The organism is Pseudooceanicola atlanticus, from assembly GCF_000768315.1.
Classification (GTDB): domain Bacteria; phylum Pseudomonadota; class Alphaproteobacteria; order Rhodobacterales; family Rhodobacteraceae; genus Pseudooceanicola; species Pseudooceanicola atlanticus.
The window spans coordinates 35,324-54,047 of sequence record NZ_AQQX01000016.1; the positions used below are offsets into that span (position 1 = coordinate 35,324).

Here is an 18,724-nt window from a genome sequence, read left to right on the forward strand (position 1 = left end):
TGTCTGGTCCTTACGTCAGGATGTTGATCCGGCCGTCTTCGGGCACCGGATCCGTCATGTCTGGGAGTTCTTCGATTTCATCCGCCTCGGCGCTGCCAAGGGCGGTCAGGCCCGGTTCGGAGAGCTGCTGCGACGTGCCGCGGCGCTGGCCGAGATCCTCGAAGCTCATCGCGCCGTCTTCGACCGTGGCGCCGCCGTCGCGCAAAAGGCCGGCCAGCATTTCGCGATCGCTGCGCATGGCGTTCAGCACGGCGGGGTTCTCCGCTCTGAGAACCACCCGCAGTTTGCCAGCCTCATCGGGCGAGATCTCGATCTCGATCCCACCGAGGCCCTGAGGCGACAATTCGATCCGCGTGGTCCCCTCGGAGAACGAAACGCCACGGATCTGGCCCGCGAGGTTGCGCGCAAAGCCGGATTGCGGCGCCTGTTGCTGGGCCGGGGTTGGAACGGCCGCGGCGATGGCGGGCGTGACGGCCTGCACCAGCGGCGCAGGCGTCGTCGCGGCGAAGATCGACTGAACCTCGGGCGCGGCGGCCGGATCCGCCGGGGCGATCAGGGCCTGCGACAGGATCAGGCGCAACGCCTCGGGCATGGGTGACAGGGACGTGACCTCTGTAAAAACGCTCGGTTGGGTCGGATCGCCTGTGCTGGCCACGGCGGCATTCACGGCCGACGGCTTTGTCGAGATGCGCGGATCGAACGGGTTGGCGGGGGTTGCAGTGGGCTGCGCAGGAGGCGCGACAGCGGCAATGACCGAGGTACTGACGGCGCTTTGCGCCGGTGCCGTGTCAGGCTGTTGGCTGGTCTGCACGGCGGCCGCCGCAGTCGGGGTGCCGATGGGTTGGCCTGAACCTCCCCTGCCGGAGCCGTTAACCGGCACTGCAGGCGCGATCGTTTGTTCCGCCCGCGGCGCGGCACTAGATGCGGCGTTTGCATCGAGACCTGCCTGCACTTCCGTCGCTGGCGTTACGGTCCGATCCGGTGCGAGAAGCCGGGCGGCCTGCGCGAGAATGTCCTGCCCTTCCGTGGCCCCGGGCTCTGCGGTGATGACCTCGCCGACGGCACCCGGCGGCACGGCGGCCAGAACCTGACCCAGATCCGCGACGCTGGCGCCGATGTCGCCCAGCATCGTGTCGAGCCGGGTCAACATTTTCTGCGCCCATTCCATCAGTTCGGGCCCGGCGGTGACCACGCCATCCGGGAAAAGGTCAGACAGTGTTTCGCGCGCCTCGCTCCGGAACTGCGAAACGACCTCGGCCAGCTGGGTCAGTTTCTCGGGTGCGATCGCATCACCATTCGTCTCACCGGCCACGGCCTGCGCCAGCAGGTCGGCAAAGGACGTACCGGTTTCGCTGACCGGCGCGTCCTTGTCGCCGGTCTTCAACACGTCGGCCAGTTTCGACATGGCCCCGAGAGCCGTCAGTCCATTCATCAATTCAACATCGTCCTGTGAAATCCGTTTTCGAGCAGCACCCGTCTGAGCCGGGTCAGTGCGCGCCGTTCGACCTGCCGCAACTTGTCGCGCGACATGCGCATCGCGTCGGCCACGTCATCGAGGCTGTCGGGCACAGCTTGCAGACGACGGCGGCGGATCACCTCTGCCTCGTCGTCGTTCAGCACGTTCAGCGCGCGGGCAATCAGGTCCTGCTGCGCGAGGTGGAGGGATTCAGCAGCGGCCTCCTCCTCCGGGTTGCGTTCCGCGCTGACCAGAGCGTCGAGCAGGGACAGGGTGCCATCGCCGACAGGGGCATCGAGTGCGACGATGCCTTGCATCGCCATCTGCACCATGGCGTGATCCTCGTCGGTCAGCTTGCCACTGCGCATTTCGACGAGGGCGCGCGAGGGCACGTCGATCACCGACTTGATCCGTGCCACGGCCGAGGAAATCCCGTTCATCACCCACCAGGCCGCGTAGGTCGAAAACCGCACGTCCTGATCAAGGTCGAAACTGTCTGCCGCGCGGATCAGGCCGATCATGCCCTCGGCCGCCAGATCCTCCAGATGGGCCGGGTTGTCGGACCACCGGGAGGCAAGGGACCAGGCCTGCCGAGCATGCGAGCGCAACAAAACCTCCAGCGCCGCGCGGTCGCCTTCGACCTGCCAGCGGCGTATCGCCTCCCTCTCTTCGGGGGCCTCAAGCAACGATTCCTTCATCGCCGCCTGGAAGTTGATGGGCATCATGCTCAAACTGCTGGTTTCCTTGCCAAAACCGCAAGGCTAGCAAAGCACAGTTTGGTTAATGTTTGAAGGAATGTTTGATTTAAGGAAGGTTAAAAGAACTCAATTTCTTTGAGAATTGTTGGCCGATCTTGCAGAAGTCTTGGAATTCGCTCCGATTTCCGCGGATACGACCTGGCCGACATGCTGCACCCATTCGTCAAACGGCCGCGTCCCGCCGGCAGGGAGCATGAGGCGGGTCGGGATATCGTCGGCCCCGGTGCAGGAGAAGCTGGCATCGAGCGCGCGCAGGTAGCGCGGCAGTTCCGGACGGCGCAGGAAATCGGGGCGATCGAACAGCCCGGTCGTATCGGCCCCGGCATTACGGACACCCGACCAGTATGCGCCAAGCGACGCGGCAAGGCCGGTGCGGAATTCGGTCCGGTCCAAGCCGCTATGGCGGAAACCGCTGGCCTCGACCAGCTTGTCGTAGGACGCGGCCATTGCAAAAAGCGCGTCGGTTTCGCGGTCCATCGCGAAGAGCCCGGTCCGCATGAGGTTCAGCAGCACATCGCCAAGGATCAGCCCCGCATCGTAGGAGACGGGACCCGTCGAACCCGCATCGCGCAGAATGACAAGCGCGCCATAGGAGACGTCAACGCCCAGCTCTTCGACAATGACATCGCCCAGAGGCAGGGCCGGCATCAGTTCAGCGTCGTCGAGCATGACAGAGACCCGGTCGACGCAGGCCTCTGCCGTCAGAAGGACATGGTGAACCGGCAGCAGGGCACGCAATTGGCGCGACAGGTCCGTCGCAGAACCGCCGCGTGCCGCCCTTATGCGACCTGTCCAAATATTCTCCAGTACTCGGTCGTGCCTCATGGTGTGCCCCAATATCTTGTGTCTCCAACGTACAGATATGGGGGGTGTGAGGAAAGCGACTAAGGGTGGATCGATTAACGAAATATGGGGATAACTCTGATCCGCGCCGCTATATATTGCAGCCATTGGGATGAGGTTCGGCCAGCAACCCTTTGCCGGATCACGTGCAAATCGCACTGGCGTGACTTGTGGAAAAGTCGGACCGCACAGATGCCGCAAAAGCGCGCATCAGGTCAATATCCGGACACACGGCCCCTGGTAAGAACCGATACGATTCGCCGAATTCAGCGGTCCACGCGCGTGTTGGGATAGGACAGCAGGACGCTGATCCGCCGGTTTTCCGCCGCGTCGGGGGTTTCCGGTGTCAGCGGTTCGGTCGCTGCCAGGCCCGAGATTCGCGTGATCCGTGCCGGCGACACGCCAGTATCGATCAGCACCCGCCGCGTCGCGTTGGCCCGGTCGGCGGAAAGCTCCCAGTTGGAATATCCCTGGTTCGAGGAAAACGGCACGCTGTCCGTATGACCCGAGATGACGATCGGGTTGGGCAAATCCATGATCGCCTCACCAATGATCCGGATCAGGCTGCGCGTCCGTGCATCGACACGGGACGATCCGCGCGCGAACATCGACCGGCCCTCCTTGTCGACGATCTGGACCAGCAGGCCGTCGGGCGTGCGGTCGAAGCGCAGGTTATCCTGGAATTCCTGCAGGTCGCTGCGTTCGACCACGTGGGCGATGATCTCTTCCTCGAGCGCCTGCATTTCCGCGTTGCGTTCGGCGATCTCCTGGGCGCGGGCTTCGGCCTCGGCCATTTCCTGCGTGGCTTCCTCCACGGCAGAGGCCTCGGGGGTCGGTTCCGGCGTGGCCTCGACCATGGTGCCGTCTTCCTGGGTCTCGTATTCGACGATGACCTCGGTCCGTTCGTCGCGCAGGCGGCTGTCGAACACGGCAAGGGGGTTTTCCTGCCCGAAATTCGGAACCTGCGCGGTCGAGCGGCTGCCCGGATCGTTGCTGCCGCCATTCACCCCGTCGCTGGCCACGATGGTCCCGGCCAGCATCCCCTGCCCAGTTCCGCCGGCCTGCGACAGGCTGGGCGTGAAGTAATCGGCAAGGCCCCTCAGCGCCTCTTCATCCGACGCAGCGAGGATCCAAAGCAGAAGGAAGAAGGCCATCATCGCGGTCATGAAGTCGGCATAGGCGACCTTCCAGCCGCCACCGTGGTGACCGCCGCCGCCGTCTTCTTCGATCTTCTTGATGATGATGGGTTCGTTGGTGGCCATGAACGACTCCGCCGGGATCAGGAGATATCTTCGTCGCTATCCTGTTTCTGGACACCGCGATCATATTTGCCAAAGCCCGCCTGTTTCGCATGGCTGGCCTTCTTGCGGGAATAGCTGGGTGCGACCAGCGCCATGTCCGCGGGAAGGTTGAACATCGCGCGATACTCGGCCTCCGTTAGGCCATGTTCCGCGCCCAGATGCCGTTTCAGCATCTTGAAGCCGCGTCCGCAGCACAGGCAGTACACCTTGTCCTCGGTCACCGCGCGTTCCGGCGGAAGCGCCGGGGTTGCTGCCGTAGGGTTGGCGGCGGGTTCAGCCCCCTCCCCGTCCGTGTTCATGAGCCTGTTGTAAAGCTCGACGATCGCGTCCGGTGTCGCATCCGGCCTTGCGGCGAAGGATGCGACGATCGTCGCGATCATGTCCTTCTTTGTCTCTTCTGCCATGCCTGTCCTCAGTCACTGCCCGATCGGGTCTCTGTCCGGTCTTTTTGCCGGATCTGGCCCGTTATGCTCGTTGCCTTAGCCATTCCGCGGAGTCCGCTGAACGGTCGTCTTGCGACGGAGATAGTTCGCCGCCACCATCGGGTATTCCGGGGGAAGCCCCCAGCGATCCCGATATTCATCCGGGGTCATCCGCAGGGTTTCCCGCAGATGGCGCCGCAGCAGAACCTGCCGCGACCCGGTTTCCAGGCAGACAAGGAAGTTGGGTGTGACACTGTCCTCGACCCGGACAGCGGGACGCAGTGCGGCACCAGTCACCCGATGCTGCCTGCGGCCAAGAAACCGAAGGGCCGAAACCCAACGGATCAAGCCCGCGGCACCCGATATTCTGATGCGCCCGAATCCCATCAAATGCCCCACACCATGCAGCCCTGCGCCACCTGTTGATGAACAGATACGCTTTTAAGGTTAAAGGCAGTTGAAAACCTAGGCTTTTTCATGACCCGCTCAAGAATTGTTACCGGGCATCAAGGACACACGGCCTGCCGGAGCTTGGAAAGCGGCTCTTCCCATTCCCCGAGGACTGTCTGACGATAGAGGTTGAGGTTGCCGTACCAGGGGTCGCGGCTTTCGGTTTCACCCCAGTACCACATGCATTCCGACCCGGTCGGAATCAGCACATGGGTATCGGGATGACCCAGCACGCCGCAGGCATGAACGGTGGTGTTGTCGATGCTCAGCACGCGGTCCATTGCCGCGATCTGTGCAAAGAACCCGGCGAGGTCCGTCATCTGGTCCACCTCGGGATCGTCGAGGATCGTGAGGTCAGGCCGTGCCTTGCGCGCGGCCGCGATATCCGCGGTGCGGTCACCGTATTGCAGGTTCACGACCAGCGCGCCTTCTGGCACCGCTGTCAGCAGGTCCTGAAGCGTCACGGATCGCAGATGCCCCAGGATCGACCCGGAGGCCCAGGCGGCGCCGATGATCGGTGCCCCATTGGCGAGGCTCAGATACTTGTCGCGCAGATGCTTTAGCCGCGCGGCATCGGGTTTGACCCAGGCGCCCTGCTTCCGTTCCGTGTTGTTGGCGTCGAGATACCGGGCGAGGTCACCGATATAGACAAGTTCGTTGCGCGCCAGCACCTGGGGCTGGGCCAGAAAATCCTTCTTGTCGACAACCGAGAAGCCGAAGCTGTTATCGGCCAACGCCTTCACGAAGCGCTTGTCCGACACGAGAGAAACTTCGATCTTGTCCAATTCGACGGGCGCCAGACGCAGCAACGACAGAAGCGCCAGCTGGTCGCCGATCCCCTGCTCACCGATCAGACGGAGGTGCTTGACCTGTTCCAGGTTCTCGGGCGCGGAGTTTTCATAGGGCACATGCCCCCGCTGCCCCTTTTCGAACCGCTCCGCGTAATAGGTCGCGCCGTTTTCGAAGTCGCCGCGCCGCATGAGGTAGACCCCGTAGGCCTTGGCAATCTTGAGGTTGGTACCCCCGGCGTGAACGCCTTCCAGATAGGCGCTGTCGGCCTCGTCACTGCGGCCGATATCCTGAAGGATGTTGGCCATCACGCCGCGCATCTCCGAATACCGCGCGGGCGAGGCGAATTCGTGATCCTCGGCGACCTTCAACGCCTCTTCGGGGCGGTTGGTCGTGCGCAGGATCATGACCTTGTAGACGATGACGGTGTCACGGTCCTTCACGCTGGGATCGGCCAGCAATTCGTCGGCCAGTTTGTTCGCCTGGTCCAGCTTGCGCAGGTAGACCATCGCGCGCAGCCGGGCGATGCGGTGCGCCTCGACTTCCGGATCGATACGCCAGGCGCGTTCCAACCATTCGGCGGCCCGGCGGGTCTCGTCATAATCGCACAGCAGATCGGCCAGCCGCATGCAGAGCGTCGGATCCTCCAGCCGCAGGGCGACGGGGGCCAGCACATCGGTCGCGGCTTGGCTGCGGCCCATTTCCGACATCAGCTCGGCATAGAGGCGGGCAAGGCCGATCTCGTCAGCGCCGGCGGCGAAGGCCCGTTCGGCCGTGCTCACGGCCTCGTAAGGGTCGGCCTGCAGCACGAAGGACTTGGCCAGCCCGACCAGCGCACCGGTATCGCTGGGCGCAAAATCCAGCGCGCGCTGGAAGAATGCCTGCGCGGTCTTCCCTTCGCGCTGTGCAAGGGCCGCGCCGCCCATGACCACCCAGGCATGCACGCTTTTCGGGTGGCTTTTCGTGATCGGGTGGGCCAGCTGGACCGCCCGTTTCACGTCGTTCTGGTTCAGGGCCCGATACGCCTCGTGCAGGTCAAGGGATTCCTGGCCCTTGATCCCATAGATCTTCGACGCCTTGGCGATCTTGGCGCGACGGTCCTTGCGAGAGAGAGTTGTATCGGCCATGTCACTCCTTCGGGATAGCGAAGTAATCGATCGTGTTGACGTAAGTGGTACTGTCGACGATCCGGTAACCGGCGGACTTGCACCAAGACTGGGCGAAACCCAGCATGTTTTCGCGCAGCACCTCGACCCAGATGACGGGCTTGTCCCGGGCGATCAGGTCGCGGGCCCCTTCGAGGACATCAAGCTCCATCCCCTCGGCGTCGATCTTGATGAAGTCGACCTTTTCGTCCCCCATCATCGCGTCGAGCGTTTTCGTCTCGATTCCACCCGTTTCATCGGCCACCAGACGCGTTGCGCCAAGGTTGTCGGCATTGTCGGTCTGGGTGCGGAACGTCCCGGTAGACTTGCCGGCACCATAGCCCATGCCCCGCCGGTCGATCACCGTGTCGATGCCGTTGGCCGCGATATTCTGGTTCAAGAGCGTAAGCGCCTCGGGGTTCGGTTCGACCGGGTAGATGCGTGACGCATCGAGGTGCTGGGCATACCAGACCACGTGATTGCCGATATTCGCGCCCACCTCAACAATGCGGGGGGACGGCGCCTTTACCAGCTTCTTCAGCTTGGCCAGGCTGTCGGCCTCGAAGAACTTGCCGCGCAGGTGGGTCATCTGGATCAGGTCGTTCGGGTTCGTCACCCGCATCCGGGCCGGTGCGCCCTCCCCGTCGCGGATTGTGGCCCAGACCTCGACCTGTTTCAGTTGCTCCGCCCATTGGCGGTTGGTTTCGTGATACCAATCCTCACCCGTGGCGGACCGTGGCCCCGTCGAATGCTGGCCACGCCGGTTGACGAAGAAGATCTCGGCCCGCTTGCCACAGCGGCACTGGTCCCACAGCTGACAGTAAAGCTTGTAATCCTCGCCCGTATCCATATCCGCATCGAAACCGAACCGCGCAGCGCAATCGGTCCGGATGAACCCGCCGATCTGAACGGCCGCATAGGGCGGGAACGACAGGAAGTCTTCGCGGGTGTCGAGCCGCTCTGCCTGGTCTTCGCGCAGGCCGGGTTCGCCGCCCTCGTCGAAGGTACAGATCAGACCCCAAACCGCCTGAAGATCGGGCTCCTCGGCGATGATACGCCCGAAGCCTTCGAAGGCGTTCGGCGTCATCACATCATCGGCGTCGAGGAAGAAAACCCAGTCCGAGCCGGCCTCCTGCGCCATTGCGATCGCTTCGTTCCGGCGGGCGGAGCGGCCGAACTTCCCCTCCGTATCGTCCATCATCAGGTGCCGGACCTCGGTGAACGGCCCCATGTTCCACGCCTTGGCCTGTTCGACGGACGGCGCACAGCTGGTCTGGAACAGCTCCATGTGCCCCGGACCGACCGGCGTGATGATCGTGCAGATCATTCTCCTTCGCTCCGCTCTTCCTCGCGCGCCATCGCGTCGATGAGGCTGAGCGGAGACCCGGTTTGGCGAGTGACCTCGGGTTCGACGGAGCTTTCGAGGGCAGCGGGCGCCGGCGCCTCGTCGAAGATCTTGAGGTCGAGGCCGAATTGCAGCGGCTCGATTCCATCGGTGCGGATCATGTAGGCCCCTGCCCCAAGCCCAAGGCCCAGCACGGTCAGGACCATCACACGCGCCGGGGTGAAGACGCGGCGCAGGATCGGCTTGCGTCGTGCATCCGGCGGCACCCACCCTTCGACCAACGCGCCGGGAGCAACAAAGACGCCGCGCGACGTTACGGTCACCTCGGCATGCCGAGCCTGGCCGTCATAACGGCGGGCCAGCGCTGCGGGAAAACTTTCCACCGGCATGTCGATAACCTGCGCCTCGCCACTGCGCCACCCGTTCAGCGCCGCACGCGGCAGCATGAAACGGGCGAAATCGTCTCTGAATCCGACATCGGAAATGGTTCGCGGCTCGGTCCGGATCGTCACACGTTCCGGCGCAATGACGAGACGGACATGACCATCCTGGCAGTAAAGATGCGCGTGTTCGAAAGAACAATCCTCGCGACCCTTGCTGCCGGCAGGGGCATAGCCGTGCGGCATGGAAGGTTCGGCGGGCGCTTCGGGCTTCAGCTTCTTCCCAAGCCCACCCATCGACAACTTGATCCGCGGGCGAACGGGGCGCGGCGGCTTGATGTCATTGGCCAGCGCCGCGCCGGAGCGGTGGCGGAATTTCGGCCCCGGAGCCGCAGGACGCTCCCGCGGCTTGGCTCCTTCGGTCGGGCGCATCGTATCGGGGTCGAGCCCCTGATCGACCGCGTACTGAAAGTTGATTGCGTAGTCCTGGGCAATCTCGGGCAGGTCATAGGCCTCGGCCACGAGGTTCAGCATCTTCTGCTCTTCCGAGAACAGGACACGCCGCGTCGGATAACCCTTCGTTTCGGGCACGACCATGAACTGCCCCATGGGCCGCTGCAGCACGGACGACACCTTGCGCAGGACGCCGCGGCCTTCATCCTTGTGATATACAAGGATTTCACAGCCGCCATCCTCGTCGAGGCAGAGCACGACGTTCATCTCGTCCGGCCATTCGGCAAAGATCCCTGCCAGCTGCTCAGCCTCAAGGAAATACGCCAGCTTGTCAGCTCTGCCCATCAAACGCCCCGCATAAGCAAGAAACAATTGCGATCTATTCTTGTTTATACTTGATCCGATGTCAATTATACATATGCTAGACCGCAAATAACTTAGAACAATACGGCGCGCAGCAGCATAGGTGACAGAAAATGACGTTGTTCCTTGGCCTGGCAATGGTTTTCGGCCTGGTGTTCGGGGGCTTTATGCTTTCGGGCGGCAAGATGGACATTGTTCTTCATGCCCTGCCCTTCGAAGGCATGATGATCGGGGGCGCGGCAATCGGGTCCTTCGTGATCGCGAACTCCTTCTCGGTGATCAAATCCTCGCTCAAGGGCGTCGGTAAGGTCCTGAAGGGCTCGAGGTGGAAGGGACAGGATTACAACGATCTTCTGTCGCTGATGTTCGAACTGACCCGCATCTACCGGACGCGCGGCATCCTCGCCCTGGACGATCATATCGAGAATCCGAGCGGCAGCGAAATTTTCGGTCGTTACCCCAAGATCGCCAAAGACCACTTTGCGCTGGACCTGATCCGGGACAGTTTCCGCATGTTGTCGATGCAGTTCGACGACAAGTACGCGACCGAAGACGTCATCAACCGCAAGATCAAGAAGCATCACCACGAAAGCCTGGCCGCCGCCCATGCGATCCAGACGATGGCGGACGGTTTGCCGGCGATCGGGATCGTCGCGGCTGTTCTGGGAGTGATCAAGACGATGTCGTCGATCGACCAACCGCCGGAGGTTCTGGGTGCCATGATCGGCGGCGCGCTTGTCGGGACGTTCCTGGGCGTGTTCCTCGCCTATTGCATGGTGCAACCGATTTCCGGGCGCCTGACCCAGATCGAGGAAGAGGACTCGGCCTTCTATCACGTGATCCGCGATATCTTTGTTGCCATGGTCGCCGCTCATCCCCCGAACATCTGCGTTGAGATCGGCCGCGGCAACATTCCGACCCGGTTGCAGCCCGATTTCTACGAGGTCGAAGCGACCCAGAAAGAATTGCCGGCGGTATGATCCGCGCGTTCGTTCTGTTTCTGGCCTTGCTTCCGGGTGCTGTTGACGCCGCGGGCGGCAATGCAAGCCGGCCCAACACGGACCCTGTCGACGCGCCCGGTGCGGATGGTCAGCCTTATTCCGTGCAGCGGCCCGGTTCCTACGTGACCTTTTCGCCGGAAATCCTGGAACAGATGCGCATCGCCATCCTGAAGAAACGCGGCCAATACCGAGCTGAAGACACGCAGACGCCCAAGAAAGGGAGCGGTCACTGATGTCGACCAAGCGGCGGCGCGCCCTGTCCGTGATGGAACGTCTGCGAGGCAACGAGATCGACCAGGTGTCTCGCGACATGGCGACCGTTCGTGCAAAGCGGGACAAGCTGGCCCGGCAGAAGCGCGAATTGAACGACAAGCTGAACCGCGAACGCTATTCCGACGCGATCGAGGCTGTGCCCTACATCGCGTCCTTCGTGGACTCCGTGCGCACGCAGATCCGCCAGATCGACATCCAGCTGAAAGTGATCGAGCCGGAACTGGCCAAGTTCGAGGAAAAGCTCAGAGAGCTCTACCGCGAGCAGAAAGTGTTCGAATCGGTTCGGTTGAAAGACCTTCGGGAGGAGCAGGCAGCCCTTGCGAAACGCGAAGCGGCCGAGCTGGAAGAGATCACGATCTTGCGGTGGAACCGCTAGAAGTGGCGATTTCACACTAGATAAGTGTCTAGTAGCCCCTGAAAACACTAATTGTGGCAGATTCTGCTTGCCCGAATCTGCAAAGCTGGGCATCTAATTACGGAACAAAGCGTCGAAAACGACAAAATCCGTAACAATCGGATGCACAGAAGGGCAGTCGCAATGCGCCGTCACGAACGGATCGATAAACTTGTGGGCGACCACGCGGAGAAGCTTTCAGAGCGGCTCCAGCAGCATCGGTCCCAGTTGTTTCCCCCGAATGCCCGCAAGGAAATGCGAAAGTTCACGGCGGGGGAAGTTGCGGCTCTATTAGGCGTAAAAGACTCTTATCTGCGCAAACTACACCTGGATGGGAAGGCCCCCGAGGTCGAGATGCGCGGCAATGGTCGGCGCTATTACAGCGCCGATGACATTCAGGCCCTGCGCGAGATGTTGGAGGCCGGCGCAAAGGTGACCGGCACCTACATGCCAGGCCGGCGCGACGGCGATCACCTTCAGGTCATTACCGTCATCAACTTCAAGGGTGGGTCCGGCAAGACGACGACTGCCGCGCATCTGGCGCAGAAAGCTGCGCTGGACGGCTACAAGGTGCTGGCGATCGACCTTGATCCCCAGGCCTCCCTGTCTGCCTTGCATGGGTTTCAGCCGGAATTCGACCTTCTGGACGGTGGCACGCTCTATGACGCGATCCGCTACGAGGATCCGGTGCCGCTAAGCGACGTGATCCAGAAGACGTATTTCACCAATCTCGACCTGGTCCCGGGCAACCTGGACCTGATGGAGTTCGAACACGAAACGCCCCGCGCTCTGGCCGAGCGGTCGGGGTCTTTGTTCTTTACCCGTGTCGGGGACAAATTGGCTGAAATAGAGTCTGAATATGACCTCGTGGTGATCGATTGTCCGCCGCAGCTGGGCTTTCTGACGATGTCGGCCCTGTCGGCCGCGACCGCCGTGCTGGTGACCGTGCATCCGCAGATGTTGGACGTGATGTCCATGTGTCAATTCCTGCTGATGACCTCGAACCTGCTGGGAGTGGTCAGCGAGGCTGGCGGCAATATGGATTATGACTGGATGCGCTATGTCGTGACCCGGTACGAACCGGGCGACGGGCCGCAGAACCAGATGGTCAGCTTCATGCGGTCCATGTTCGGAGAGTACGTCCTGAACCATCCAGTCCTCAAATCCACCGCGATTTCCGATGCCGGGATCACGAAACAGACCCTGTATGAGGTGGAAAAGAGCCAATTCACCCGGACGACCTATGACAGGGCGCGCGAAAGCCTGGACGCCGTGAACGGCGAGATCGAAGGCCTGATCCAGGAGGCTTGGGGACGCTGATGGCACGCAAGGATTTGCTGAAAGGTCTGATGGGCGACATGCCGAAACAAGCGGACCGGACGGATCCGCCTGACGCCGAGAAGACCGAAGCCCCCTCCCCTGCCCGGCCGCGCTATTCCAAGGGTGCGATTGGTGCCGTCAGCCAGTCGATCGCGGAACTGAAAAGCCGCGCCTTGATCGAGGTTCCCGCCGACATGATCGACCCCGGTGGTCTGGTGGACCGACTGGGCGAGGACCAAGCTGAGCAGGACGCCCTGAAAGCATCGCTTCAGGAATATGGCCAGCAGGTCCCTGTCCTGTTGCGGCATGATCCGAACGAAGAAGGTCGCTACCAGGTGGTTTATGGCCGGCGTCGGGTTGCGGCGCTGAAGGCCCTGAACATGCCGGTCAAGGCGATGGTCCGCGATCTGAATGACCGCGACCTGGTGATTGCCCAGGGTCAGGAAAACGCTGCCCGGCGAGACCTAACCTTCATCGAAAAGGCGAACTTCGCCCGGCAAATGCGGGATGGCGGGTTCGACCGGAAGGTGATCTGTGACGCCCTGCATATCGACAAGACCGTGATTTCCCGAATGCTGAGCGTCGCGGACGCCCTGCCCTTCGAGCTGATCGCCGAGATCGGTGCCGCGCCCGCGGCTGGTCGCGATCGGTGGCGTATGCTGGCCGACAGGTTCGAGGCGCGGGACCGCCCGCTGAAAGCACTGCAAAAGACATTGCAGGCAACTGAAGGTCTTTCTTCGGATCAACGGTTCGAGGCTGTTCTGGCCGAATTGACGGAAACCAAGGCCAAACCGAAGCCAGCGGAAAGAACCCTGACCGGTCAGGACGATGCGCCGTTGGCCAGGGCAAAGAAATCCGGTCGCAAAACCGTTCTCACCTTCGATGCCAAACAGGCCGACGGGTTCGAGGACTGGCTGATCGACAATATCGCAGAGATTCACCGTGACTGGCTGAAAGCCCGCGGAGAATAAGGGCGCAAGCCCGACAGGAGCAGAGGACACAAAGGAGGCACGACCAGAGGCAAAATCAATAAAAAAGACCCCCCAGGACATATCATCCCGAGAGGCCGTTTTCGTTCTAGCACCTCGAATCTAGCCCTTCAGGTTGACAGCTGTCAACACCGCCAGAGGCGGTGAACGGGGAAGATTTGCCTTCGTGAAGAAAAAATGCGGACAGTGACAACGACGCCCTTCGGGCGGCGGCCGGTGACGGCCGACCTATTGGACCATCAGGCCAAAGGAAACGGAGTTTCGACCCTCCCCAGCGTCGGAAAATGGGATGTCCTGAACAGCCTCTCGGTTGTCAGGGATCAATATGGGATCGGGGATCGGACCTTGGCCCTGCTGCAAGTGCTGCTGACGTTCCACCCTCATGCCGAGCTGACAGACGGCACACCGATGGTTGTCTTCGCATCCAATACCTCGATCTGTGAGCGCGCCCACGGCATGCCGGAAAGCACTCTGCGTCGGCATCTGGCCGCGTTGGTCAAGGCCGGCCTGATCCTGCGTCACGACAGCCCGAACGGAAAGCGTTATGCACGCCGCGGGCAAGGCGGACAGATCACGCGCGCCTTCGGCTTTGATCTCCGTCCTCTGCTGACCCTTGCGCCAGAGATCGCCGAAAGAGCTACGGCAGAAATGCAGCGACGTGATCGGATCAAGGAATTGCGGGAGGAGATCTCGCTGATGCTACGCGATGCGACCAAGCTGATCCTCTATGCGATTAACAGCGGTCAGTCTGCCAACCTGGACGCGTTCGACGACCAGGCGCAGCTGGCCCGACGCTACCTGCGCCGAAAGCTCTCTCTCACGGAAATCGAGGAGATGCATGCGAGAATGCAGAGTTTCCTGACGGACGTTCACAACCAATTGGGTGTGGATATCCCGCAGGACAACACCGAAGAAATCCTGGACGAAACACCTGTTTTGAGCGGCAATGATGCCCGGAATGAGCGGCACTATCATAGTTCAAAAAAAGAAAACTTAGAAATAGGGAGCGAGGTTCCAATTCGTATGGTCCTCGATAATTGTCCAGACATTGCGCCTTACCTCGACCGACCCGCCAGGACTTGGCCCGACCTTGTCTCCGCAATGTGTCGCGTCGCTCCGATGACCGGAATTGACGCAAGGGGGTGGTCTGATGCATGCCGCATCATGGGACCCGAACATGCAACGGCAACCCTTGCCGCCATGGTGCAGAGAATTGGCGAAATCGGTAATCCCGGCGCCTATTTCCGGGCTTTGACGAAGAAGGCCGGGGAAGGTCGGTTCTCACCAATCCCCATGCTCAAGGCTTTGGAAGGTGCGAGGGTGGCAAGTTGACAGCTGTCAACTCAGCCCTCCTTGCGCGGCAAGGCGACTTCGATCCCGGCATCGCTCAGCAATTCGAAGAGGCGGGCGAAGGCCTGATCGCTGGGCGTGGATTCCTTCTTTTGCTGAGACAGAAACTCTTCGGCCGGTTTCGCAAAACGGATCGCCGCGTCGATATCCGGATCGGTGCCTTCACGGTACGCGCCAATGCGAATAAGCTCTTCCATATCGGCGTAGCGGGCGAGGGCACGGCGCGCGGATTTAAGGACAGCGTATTCCCCATCGTTGTGACAATCCGGCAGCATCCGGGAGATGGAGCGCTGAAGATTCACGGCGGGGAAGCGGCCCTGTTCCGCGATGGCGCGGTCCAGAACGACGTGACCATCCATGATACCTCGCACGGAATCCGAGATCGGTTCGTTCATGTCATCGCCATCGACCAGGACGGTGTAGAGGGCAGTGATGTCGCCATGTTCACCTGTGCCCGGTCCAGCGCGTTCCAGCAGCTGCGGAAGCTCTGCGAAGACGGTAGGCGGGTAGCCTTTGGTCGTCGGCGGTTCGCCACCGGCCAGGCCGATCTCTCGCTGCGCCATGGCAAAGCGGGTGACGCTGTCGATCAGCAACAGAACCTGAAGCCCTTGGTCACGGAAGTATTCGGCCACGGCGGTCGCGGTCCAAGCGGCCTGCCGGCGCATCAGGGGCGGTTCGTCCCCGGTGGACACGACGATCACCGACCGGTCGAGCCCTTCCTGGCCCAGATCGTCCTGGATGAAATCCTGCACCTCACGTCCACGTTCGCCGACAAGGCCGACGACGATGACGTCCGCCTCTGCACGGCGCGCCATCATCGACAGGAGCGAGGATTTCCCGACGCCAGAGCCCGCGAAAATGCCCATTCGCTGACCTTTGCAGAGCGGTGTGAAAACATCGAAGACGCGCACCCCGGTGTCGATCCGGTCGCCGACGCGACGGCGGGAATAGGCGTTCGGCGGCGCGGCTTTGGGAGAGCAGGGATGCGGCCCATCATGGATCACGCCCTTGCCGTCCACCGGGCGGCCGAGGGCATCGACCACGCGGCCGACCCAGCTGATGTCGGGGCGGATCTTTTCGCCCTGTGTGCTGATCTCGACCCGGTCGCCAATGGTGACTCCGTCCCAAGTGCCGAAGGGCAGAACCCGTGTGCCTTCGCCGTCAACGGCGACGACCTCGGCCAGGACCGAGCCCTTGCGCCCGAAAATCGTGCAACGTTGACCGATGCCAAGAGCGCGGGTCAGGCCCACTACTGTCAGGGTCAGGCCGGTGATCGCACTGACCTCTCCGGCTATTCTTGACCCTTCGGTGTTCCGAGCAAGGGTAGAAAGCTGTGAGAATGCTGTCTTCATGTTAACTATCCATTGCTCTTGGGATTTTAATCATGCTAATCTTAGGTTGATATAAGTATATCCTTGGACCAATCAAAAGGAAACCTTGCTGTGAAGCTGACAGACATGTCTTTTTTCAAGCTCGCCGGCCAGCGGATGCAGTGGCTTGGTGCGCGCCAGCAGGTGATTGCCCAGAACGTCGCCAATGCGGATACGCCCAACTACAAGTCGCGTGACGTCACCGATTTTGCCGACGTGATGCGCGGGGCGGCCACGGGTGGTCTGAAGGTCACCAATTCCAAGCATATCGGCGGTGCGACGAGCGTTGCCGCCGGTGTGTCCATCCGCGAGGACGAGCAGACCTACGAGCAATCGTTGGATGGAAATACGGTCGCTCTTGAACAGCAGACGATCAAGGCAACCGAAACTGCCGAAAATTATCGCCTGGCTGCGCAGCTGTACCGCAAGGGGCATGAATTGCTGACCCTTGCCGCGACTGGCGTCAGGTAAGGGGGATTAAATGGACGCGCTGGATTCCATTCTGAAGATTTCCGCAAGCGGCATGCTGGCCCAGGGTGAGCGGCTGAAGGTCGTGTCCGAGAACGTGGCCAATGCCAGCTCGACCGCGATGGAGCCGGGGCAGGACCCGTATCGCCGCAAGACCATCACCTTCGAGGAAATGGTGGACCGCGACACCGGAGTTTCCACCGTCGAAGTGTCGAGCATCGGGCGCGACAATGCCAACTTCGCGCTGCGGTACGAGCCGTCGCACCCGGCGGCCGACGAGTTCGGCTTCGTCAAGGTGTCGAACGTGTCGCCCATCCTCGAGATGGCGAACATGCGCGAAGCGGCTCGCAGTTACGAAGCCAACATGAACATGTTCGAAGCCGCCCGGAAGATGCGGTCCCAGATCATTGATATGCTGAAATAGAGATCGACATGACCGACAAGCTGATCACCACCGGCCTCGTCAACAACGCCTACGGGTCGTCCCGCACGTTGCAGGGTGGCCCCGGCCAGGGGATCGAGAGCGCGGCTGCGGCGGAAGGCGTCAACTTCGCGGACATGGTGAAGGGGGCGGCGCAGGACGTCGTCACCTCCATCAAGGAGTCGGAGAAGGTGCAGGAAGCCGGCCTGGTCGGCGAAGTGTCGGCACAGCAGGTCGTCGAAGCCACGCTGGAAATGGAAACCACGCTGCGCATGGCGGTCTCTGTCCGCGACAAGCTGGTCGAGGCCTATCAGCAGATCATGCAGATGCCGATCTGACGAGGGCGCCGTGACCGAAAGCCTGACCTACGACATCATGTCGAACATGTTCCTGGCGGTGCTCATCGCCTCGGCGCCGATCCTGGTGGTGGCGTTGGCGGTCGGTCTGTTCATCGCGTTCTTCCAGGCGCTGACGCAAATCCAGGAAATGACCCTGACTTTCGTGCCCAAGATCGCCGCGATCTTCCTGGTGCTGCTGGTGGCGACGCCGCTGATCTACACGACGGTCAAGGGCCTGTCGGACCGCGTCTTCGACCTGATCGCAAGCGGGACGGTCTGATGCGGTTCCTCGCGATTCTCCTGCTGCTGTGGCCCGGCGCGGTCATGGCGCAATGGTCGGGTTTCTACACTCCGACAGAGCGCGCGGCGGAGCCCGAGCACCAGCGCAGCGTTTCGGGTCCCGTCGCCGTCAACGGCATGTGTATCCGTGAAATCCTGCTGGCCCAGCTGCGTCACCAGATCCCCGGCAACCTGCTGCTTGGCATCGGCCTGCAAGAAAGCGGACTCTACCGGGGTGGGGAGCTGACGGTCTGGCCCTACACGGCCAATGCGGCTGGCACCGGCAAGTATTTCAATAGCGAGGAAGAGGCCGTTCACTGGGTGCGCGAATTGCGGGCGCAGGGCACGACCTCGATCGACGTGGGGTGCATGCAGATCAACATGCATTGGCATCCCGATGCGTTCGACACGATTGCCGACGGGTTCAACCCGCGCCGCAATGTCGAATATGCAGCCGAGTATCTTGTCCGGCTCTACGAGAAGAAGGGCGACTGGGCCAAGGCGGCGGCGTCCTACCATTCCGGGACCGAGGACCTGCAAAAGGCCTATCTCGGCCGGCTGGAACAGAACCTGAAGGTCGCCAATGCACGGCTGGACGATTTCCGCGAAATGGCTGGGGCCAGTGCGCCGCGGACAGCCCAGGCCCCGACCGCCCCGGCCCGTCGCATGCCGACCACGGGTGTCTTCTGGACCGCATGGCTGGGGCGCGAGGCCCATGACGGGCAGGGGGGGCGAACGCTCTTTGGTCCGAACAACATTGCGCCGATCCTGCCGGCCCTCAGCCAGGGGTCGTAGATGAGCGCGTCTGAAAGCTAC

21 protein-coding genes are annotated in these 18,724 nt (G+C 61.9%); 11 read left to right on the forward strand and 10 right to left on the reverse strand.

The window, feature by feature from the left end:
• Positions 1–10 precede the first annotated feature (10 nt).
• From ATO9_RS20485 to ATO9_RS20525, 9 genes are all read right to left on the reverse strand, one after another.
• Entirely contained in the window at positions 11–1,432 is a 1,422-nt protein-coding gene (locus ATO9_RS20485; protein WP_043753845.1) for a flagellar hook-length control protein FliK, read from the reverse strand.
• Positions 1,432–2,181 (reverse strand): sigma-70 family RNA polymerase sigma factor, encoded by a 750-nt coding sequence (locus ATO9_RS20490; protein ID WP_043753848.1) that lies wholly within the window; start codon positions 2,179–2,181, stop codon positions 1,432–1,434. The genes ATO9_RS20485 and ATO9_RS20490 overlap by 1 nt, the downstream gene beginning before the upstream one ends.
• 99 nt (positions 2,182–2,280) lie before the next feature.
• Positions 2,281–2,952, reverse strand: coding sequence for a hypothetical protein (locus ATO9_RS20495; RefSeq protein ID WP_043753850.1), 672 nt, complete (start codon positions 2,950–2,952; stop codon positions 2,281–2,283).
• A 371-nt stretch (positions 2,953–3,323) separates the two neighbouring features.
• Positions 3,324–4,319, reverse strand: a complete 996-nt coding sequence (locus ATO9_RS20500) for a flagellar motor protein MotB (RefSeq protein WP_043753855.1) — start codon at positions 4,317–4,319, stop codon at positions 3,324–3,326.
• Between the two features lie 17 nt (positions 4,320–4,336).
• Positions 4,337–4,762 carry a Ros/MucR family transcriptional regulator gene (locus ATO9_RS20505; RefSeq protein ID WP_043753858.1) on the reverse strand — a complete coding sequence of 142 codons (426 nt, stop codon included), beginning with the start codon at positions 4,760–4,762 and terminating at the stop codon, positions 4,337–4,339.
• Between the two features lie 75 nt (positions 4,763–4,837).
• A complete protein-coding gene (locus ATO9_RS20510) occupies positions 4,838–5,167 on the reverse strand; it encodes a MucR family transcriptional regulator (protein WP_081979689.1) in 330 nt (109 codons plus the stop codon).
• A 119-nt stretch (positions 5,168–5,286) separates the two neighbouring features.
• On the reverse strand, positions 5,287–7,146 hold the full coding sequence (locus ATO9_RS20515; RefSeq protein ID WP_043753860.1) for a hypothetical protein: 1,860 nt from the start codon (positions 7,144–7,146) through the stop codon (positions 5,287–5,289).
• 1 nt (position 7,147) lies between these two features.
• Positions 7,148–8,491 carry an FkbM family methyltransferase gene (locus ATO9_RS23675; RefSeq protein ID WP_052418498.1) on the reverse strand — a complete coding sequence of 448 codons (1,344 nt, stop codon included), beginning with the start codon at positions 8,489–8,491 and terminating at the stop codon, positions 7,148–7,150.
• The gene (locus ATO9_RS20525) at positions 8,488–9,687 is read right to left on the reverse strand and encodes a hypothetical protein (RefSeq protein ID WP_043753861.1); all 1,200 of its coding nucleotides are present in this window, start codon (positions 9,685–9,687) and stop codon (positions 8,488–8,490) included. Before ATO9_RS20525 ends, ATO9_RS23675 begins: the two co-directional genes overlap by 4 nt.
• A gap of 131 nt (positions 9,688–9,818) precedes the next feature.
• Here ATO9_RS20525 and motA point away from each other — a divergent pair, with 131 nt between their 5' ends.
• The 6 genes from motA (at position 9,819) to repC (ending at position 15,014) form a co-directional block, all read left to right on the forward strand.
• Positions 9,819–10,685, forward strand: a complete 867-nt coding sequence (gene motA / locus ATO9_RS20530; protein ID WP_043753863.1) for a flagellar motor stator protein MotA — start codon at positions 9,819–9,821, stop codon at positions 10,683–10,685.
• Positions 10,682–10,939: a hypothetical protein gene (locus tag ATO9_RS20535; protein WP_043753865.1), complete on the forward strand. Its 258-nt coding sequence runs from the start codon at positions 10,682–10,684 to the stop codon at positions 10,937–10,939. Before motA ends, ATO9_RS20535 begins: the two co-directional genes overlap by 4 nt.
• Positions 10,939–11,355: a flagellar FliJ family protein gene (locus ATO9_RS20540; protein WP_043753867.1), complete on the forward strand. Its 417-nt coding sequence runs from the start codon at positions 10,939–10,941 to the stop codon at positions 11,353–11,355. Before ATO9_RS20535 ends, ATO9_RS20540 begins: the two co-directional genes overlap by 1 nt.
• A 162-nt stretch (positions 11,356–11,517) precedes the next feature.
• The gene (gene repA, locus ATO9_RS20545) at positions 11,518–12,693 is read left to right on the forward strand and encodes a plasmid partitioning protein RepA (protein ID WP_043753869.1); all 1,176 of its coding nucleotides are present in this window, start codon (positions 11,518–11,520) and stop codon (positions 12,691–12,693) included.
• On the forward strand, positions 12,693–13,664 hold the full coding sequence (repB, locus tag ATO9_RS20550) for a plasmid partitioning protein RepB (RefSeq protein WP_043753870.1): 972 nt from the start codon (positions 12,693–12,695) through the stop codon (positions 13,662–13,664). Before repA ends, repB begins: the two co-directional genes overlap by 1 nt.
• Before the next feature lie 195 nt (positions 13,665–13,859).
• Positions 13,860–15,014, forward strand: a complete 1,155-nt coding sequence (repC, locus tag ATO9_RS20555) for a plasmid replication protein RepC (RefSeq protein WP_043753873.1) — start codon at positions 13,860–13,862, stop codon at positions 15,012–15,014.
• A gap of 11 nt (positions 15,015–15,025) precedes the next feature.
• Here the strand turns inward: repC and fliI are convergent, their stop codons facing one another.
• Positions 15,026–16,384: a flagellar protein export ATPase FliI gene (gene fliI / locus ATO9_RS20560; RefSeq protein ID WP_043753875.1), complete on the reverse strand. Its 1,359-nt coding sequence runs from the start codon at positions 16,382–16,384 to the stop codon at positions 15,026–15,028.
• Between the two features lie 90 nt (positions 16,385–16,474).
• On the opposite strand from fliI, the gene flgB reads away from it, so the two are divergent.
• The 5 genes from flgB to ATO9_RS20585 are packed head-to-tail and all read left to right on the forward strand — an operon-like array spanning position 16,475 to position 18,703.
• Positions 16,475–16,873 (forward strand): flagellar basal body rod protein FlgB, encoded by a 399-nt coding sequence (gene flgB / locus ATO9_RS20565; protein WP_043753877.1) that lies wholly within the window; start codon positions 16,475–16,477, stop codon positions 16,871–16,873.
• A 10-nt stretch (positions 16,874–16,883) separates the two neighbouring features.
• Positions 16,884–17,294, forward strand: coding sequence for a flagellar basal body rod protein FlgC (gene flgC, locus ATO9_RS20570; protein ID WP_043753878.1), 411 nt, complete (start codon positions 16,884–16,886; stop codon positions 17,292–17,294).
• A gap of 8 nt (positions 17,295–17,302) precedes the next feature.
• Complete coding sequence (gene fliE / locus ATO9_RS20575) at positions 17,303–17,629, forward strand: flagellar hook-basal body complex protein FliE (RefSeq protein WP_043753880.1); 327 nt, start codon at positions 17,303–17,305, stop codon at positions 17,627–17,629.
• A gap of 37 nt (positions 17,630–17,666) precedes the next feature.
• Positions 17,667–17,909: a flagellar biosynthetic protein FliQ gene (locus ATO9_RS20580; RefSeq protein ID WP_043753945.1), complete on the forward strand. Its 243-nt coding sequence runs from the start codon at positions 17,667–17,669 to the stop codon at positions 17,907–17,909.
• A complete protein-coding gene (locus ATO9_RS20585; protein ID WP_052418499.1) occupies positions 17,909–18,703 on the forward strand; it encodes a transglycosylase SLT domain-containing protein in 795 nt (264 codons plus the stop codon). The genes ATO9_RS20580 and ATO9_RS20585 overlap by 1 nt, the downstream gene beginning before the upstream one ends.
• Positions 18,704–18,724: the final 21 nt, after the last annotated feature.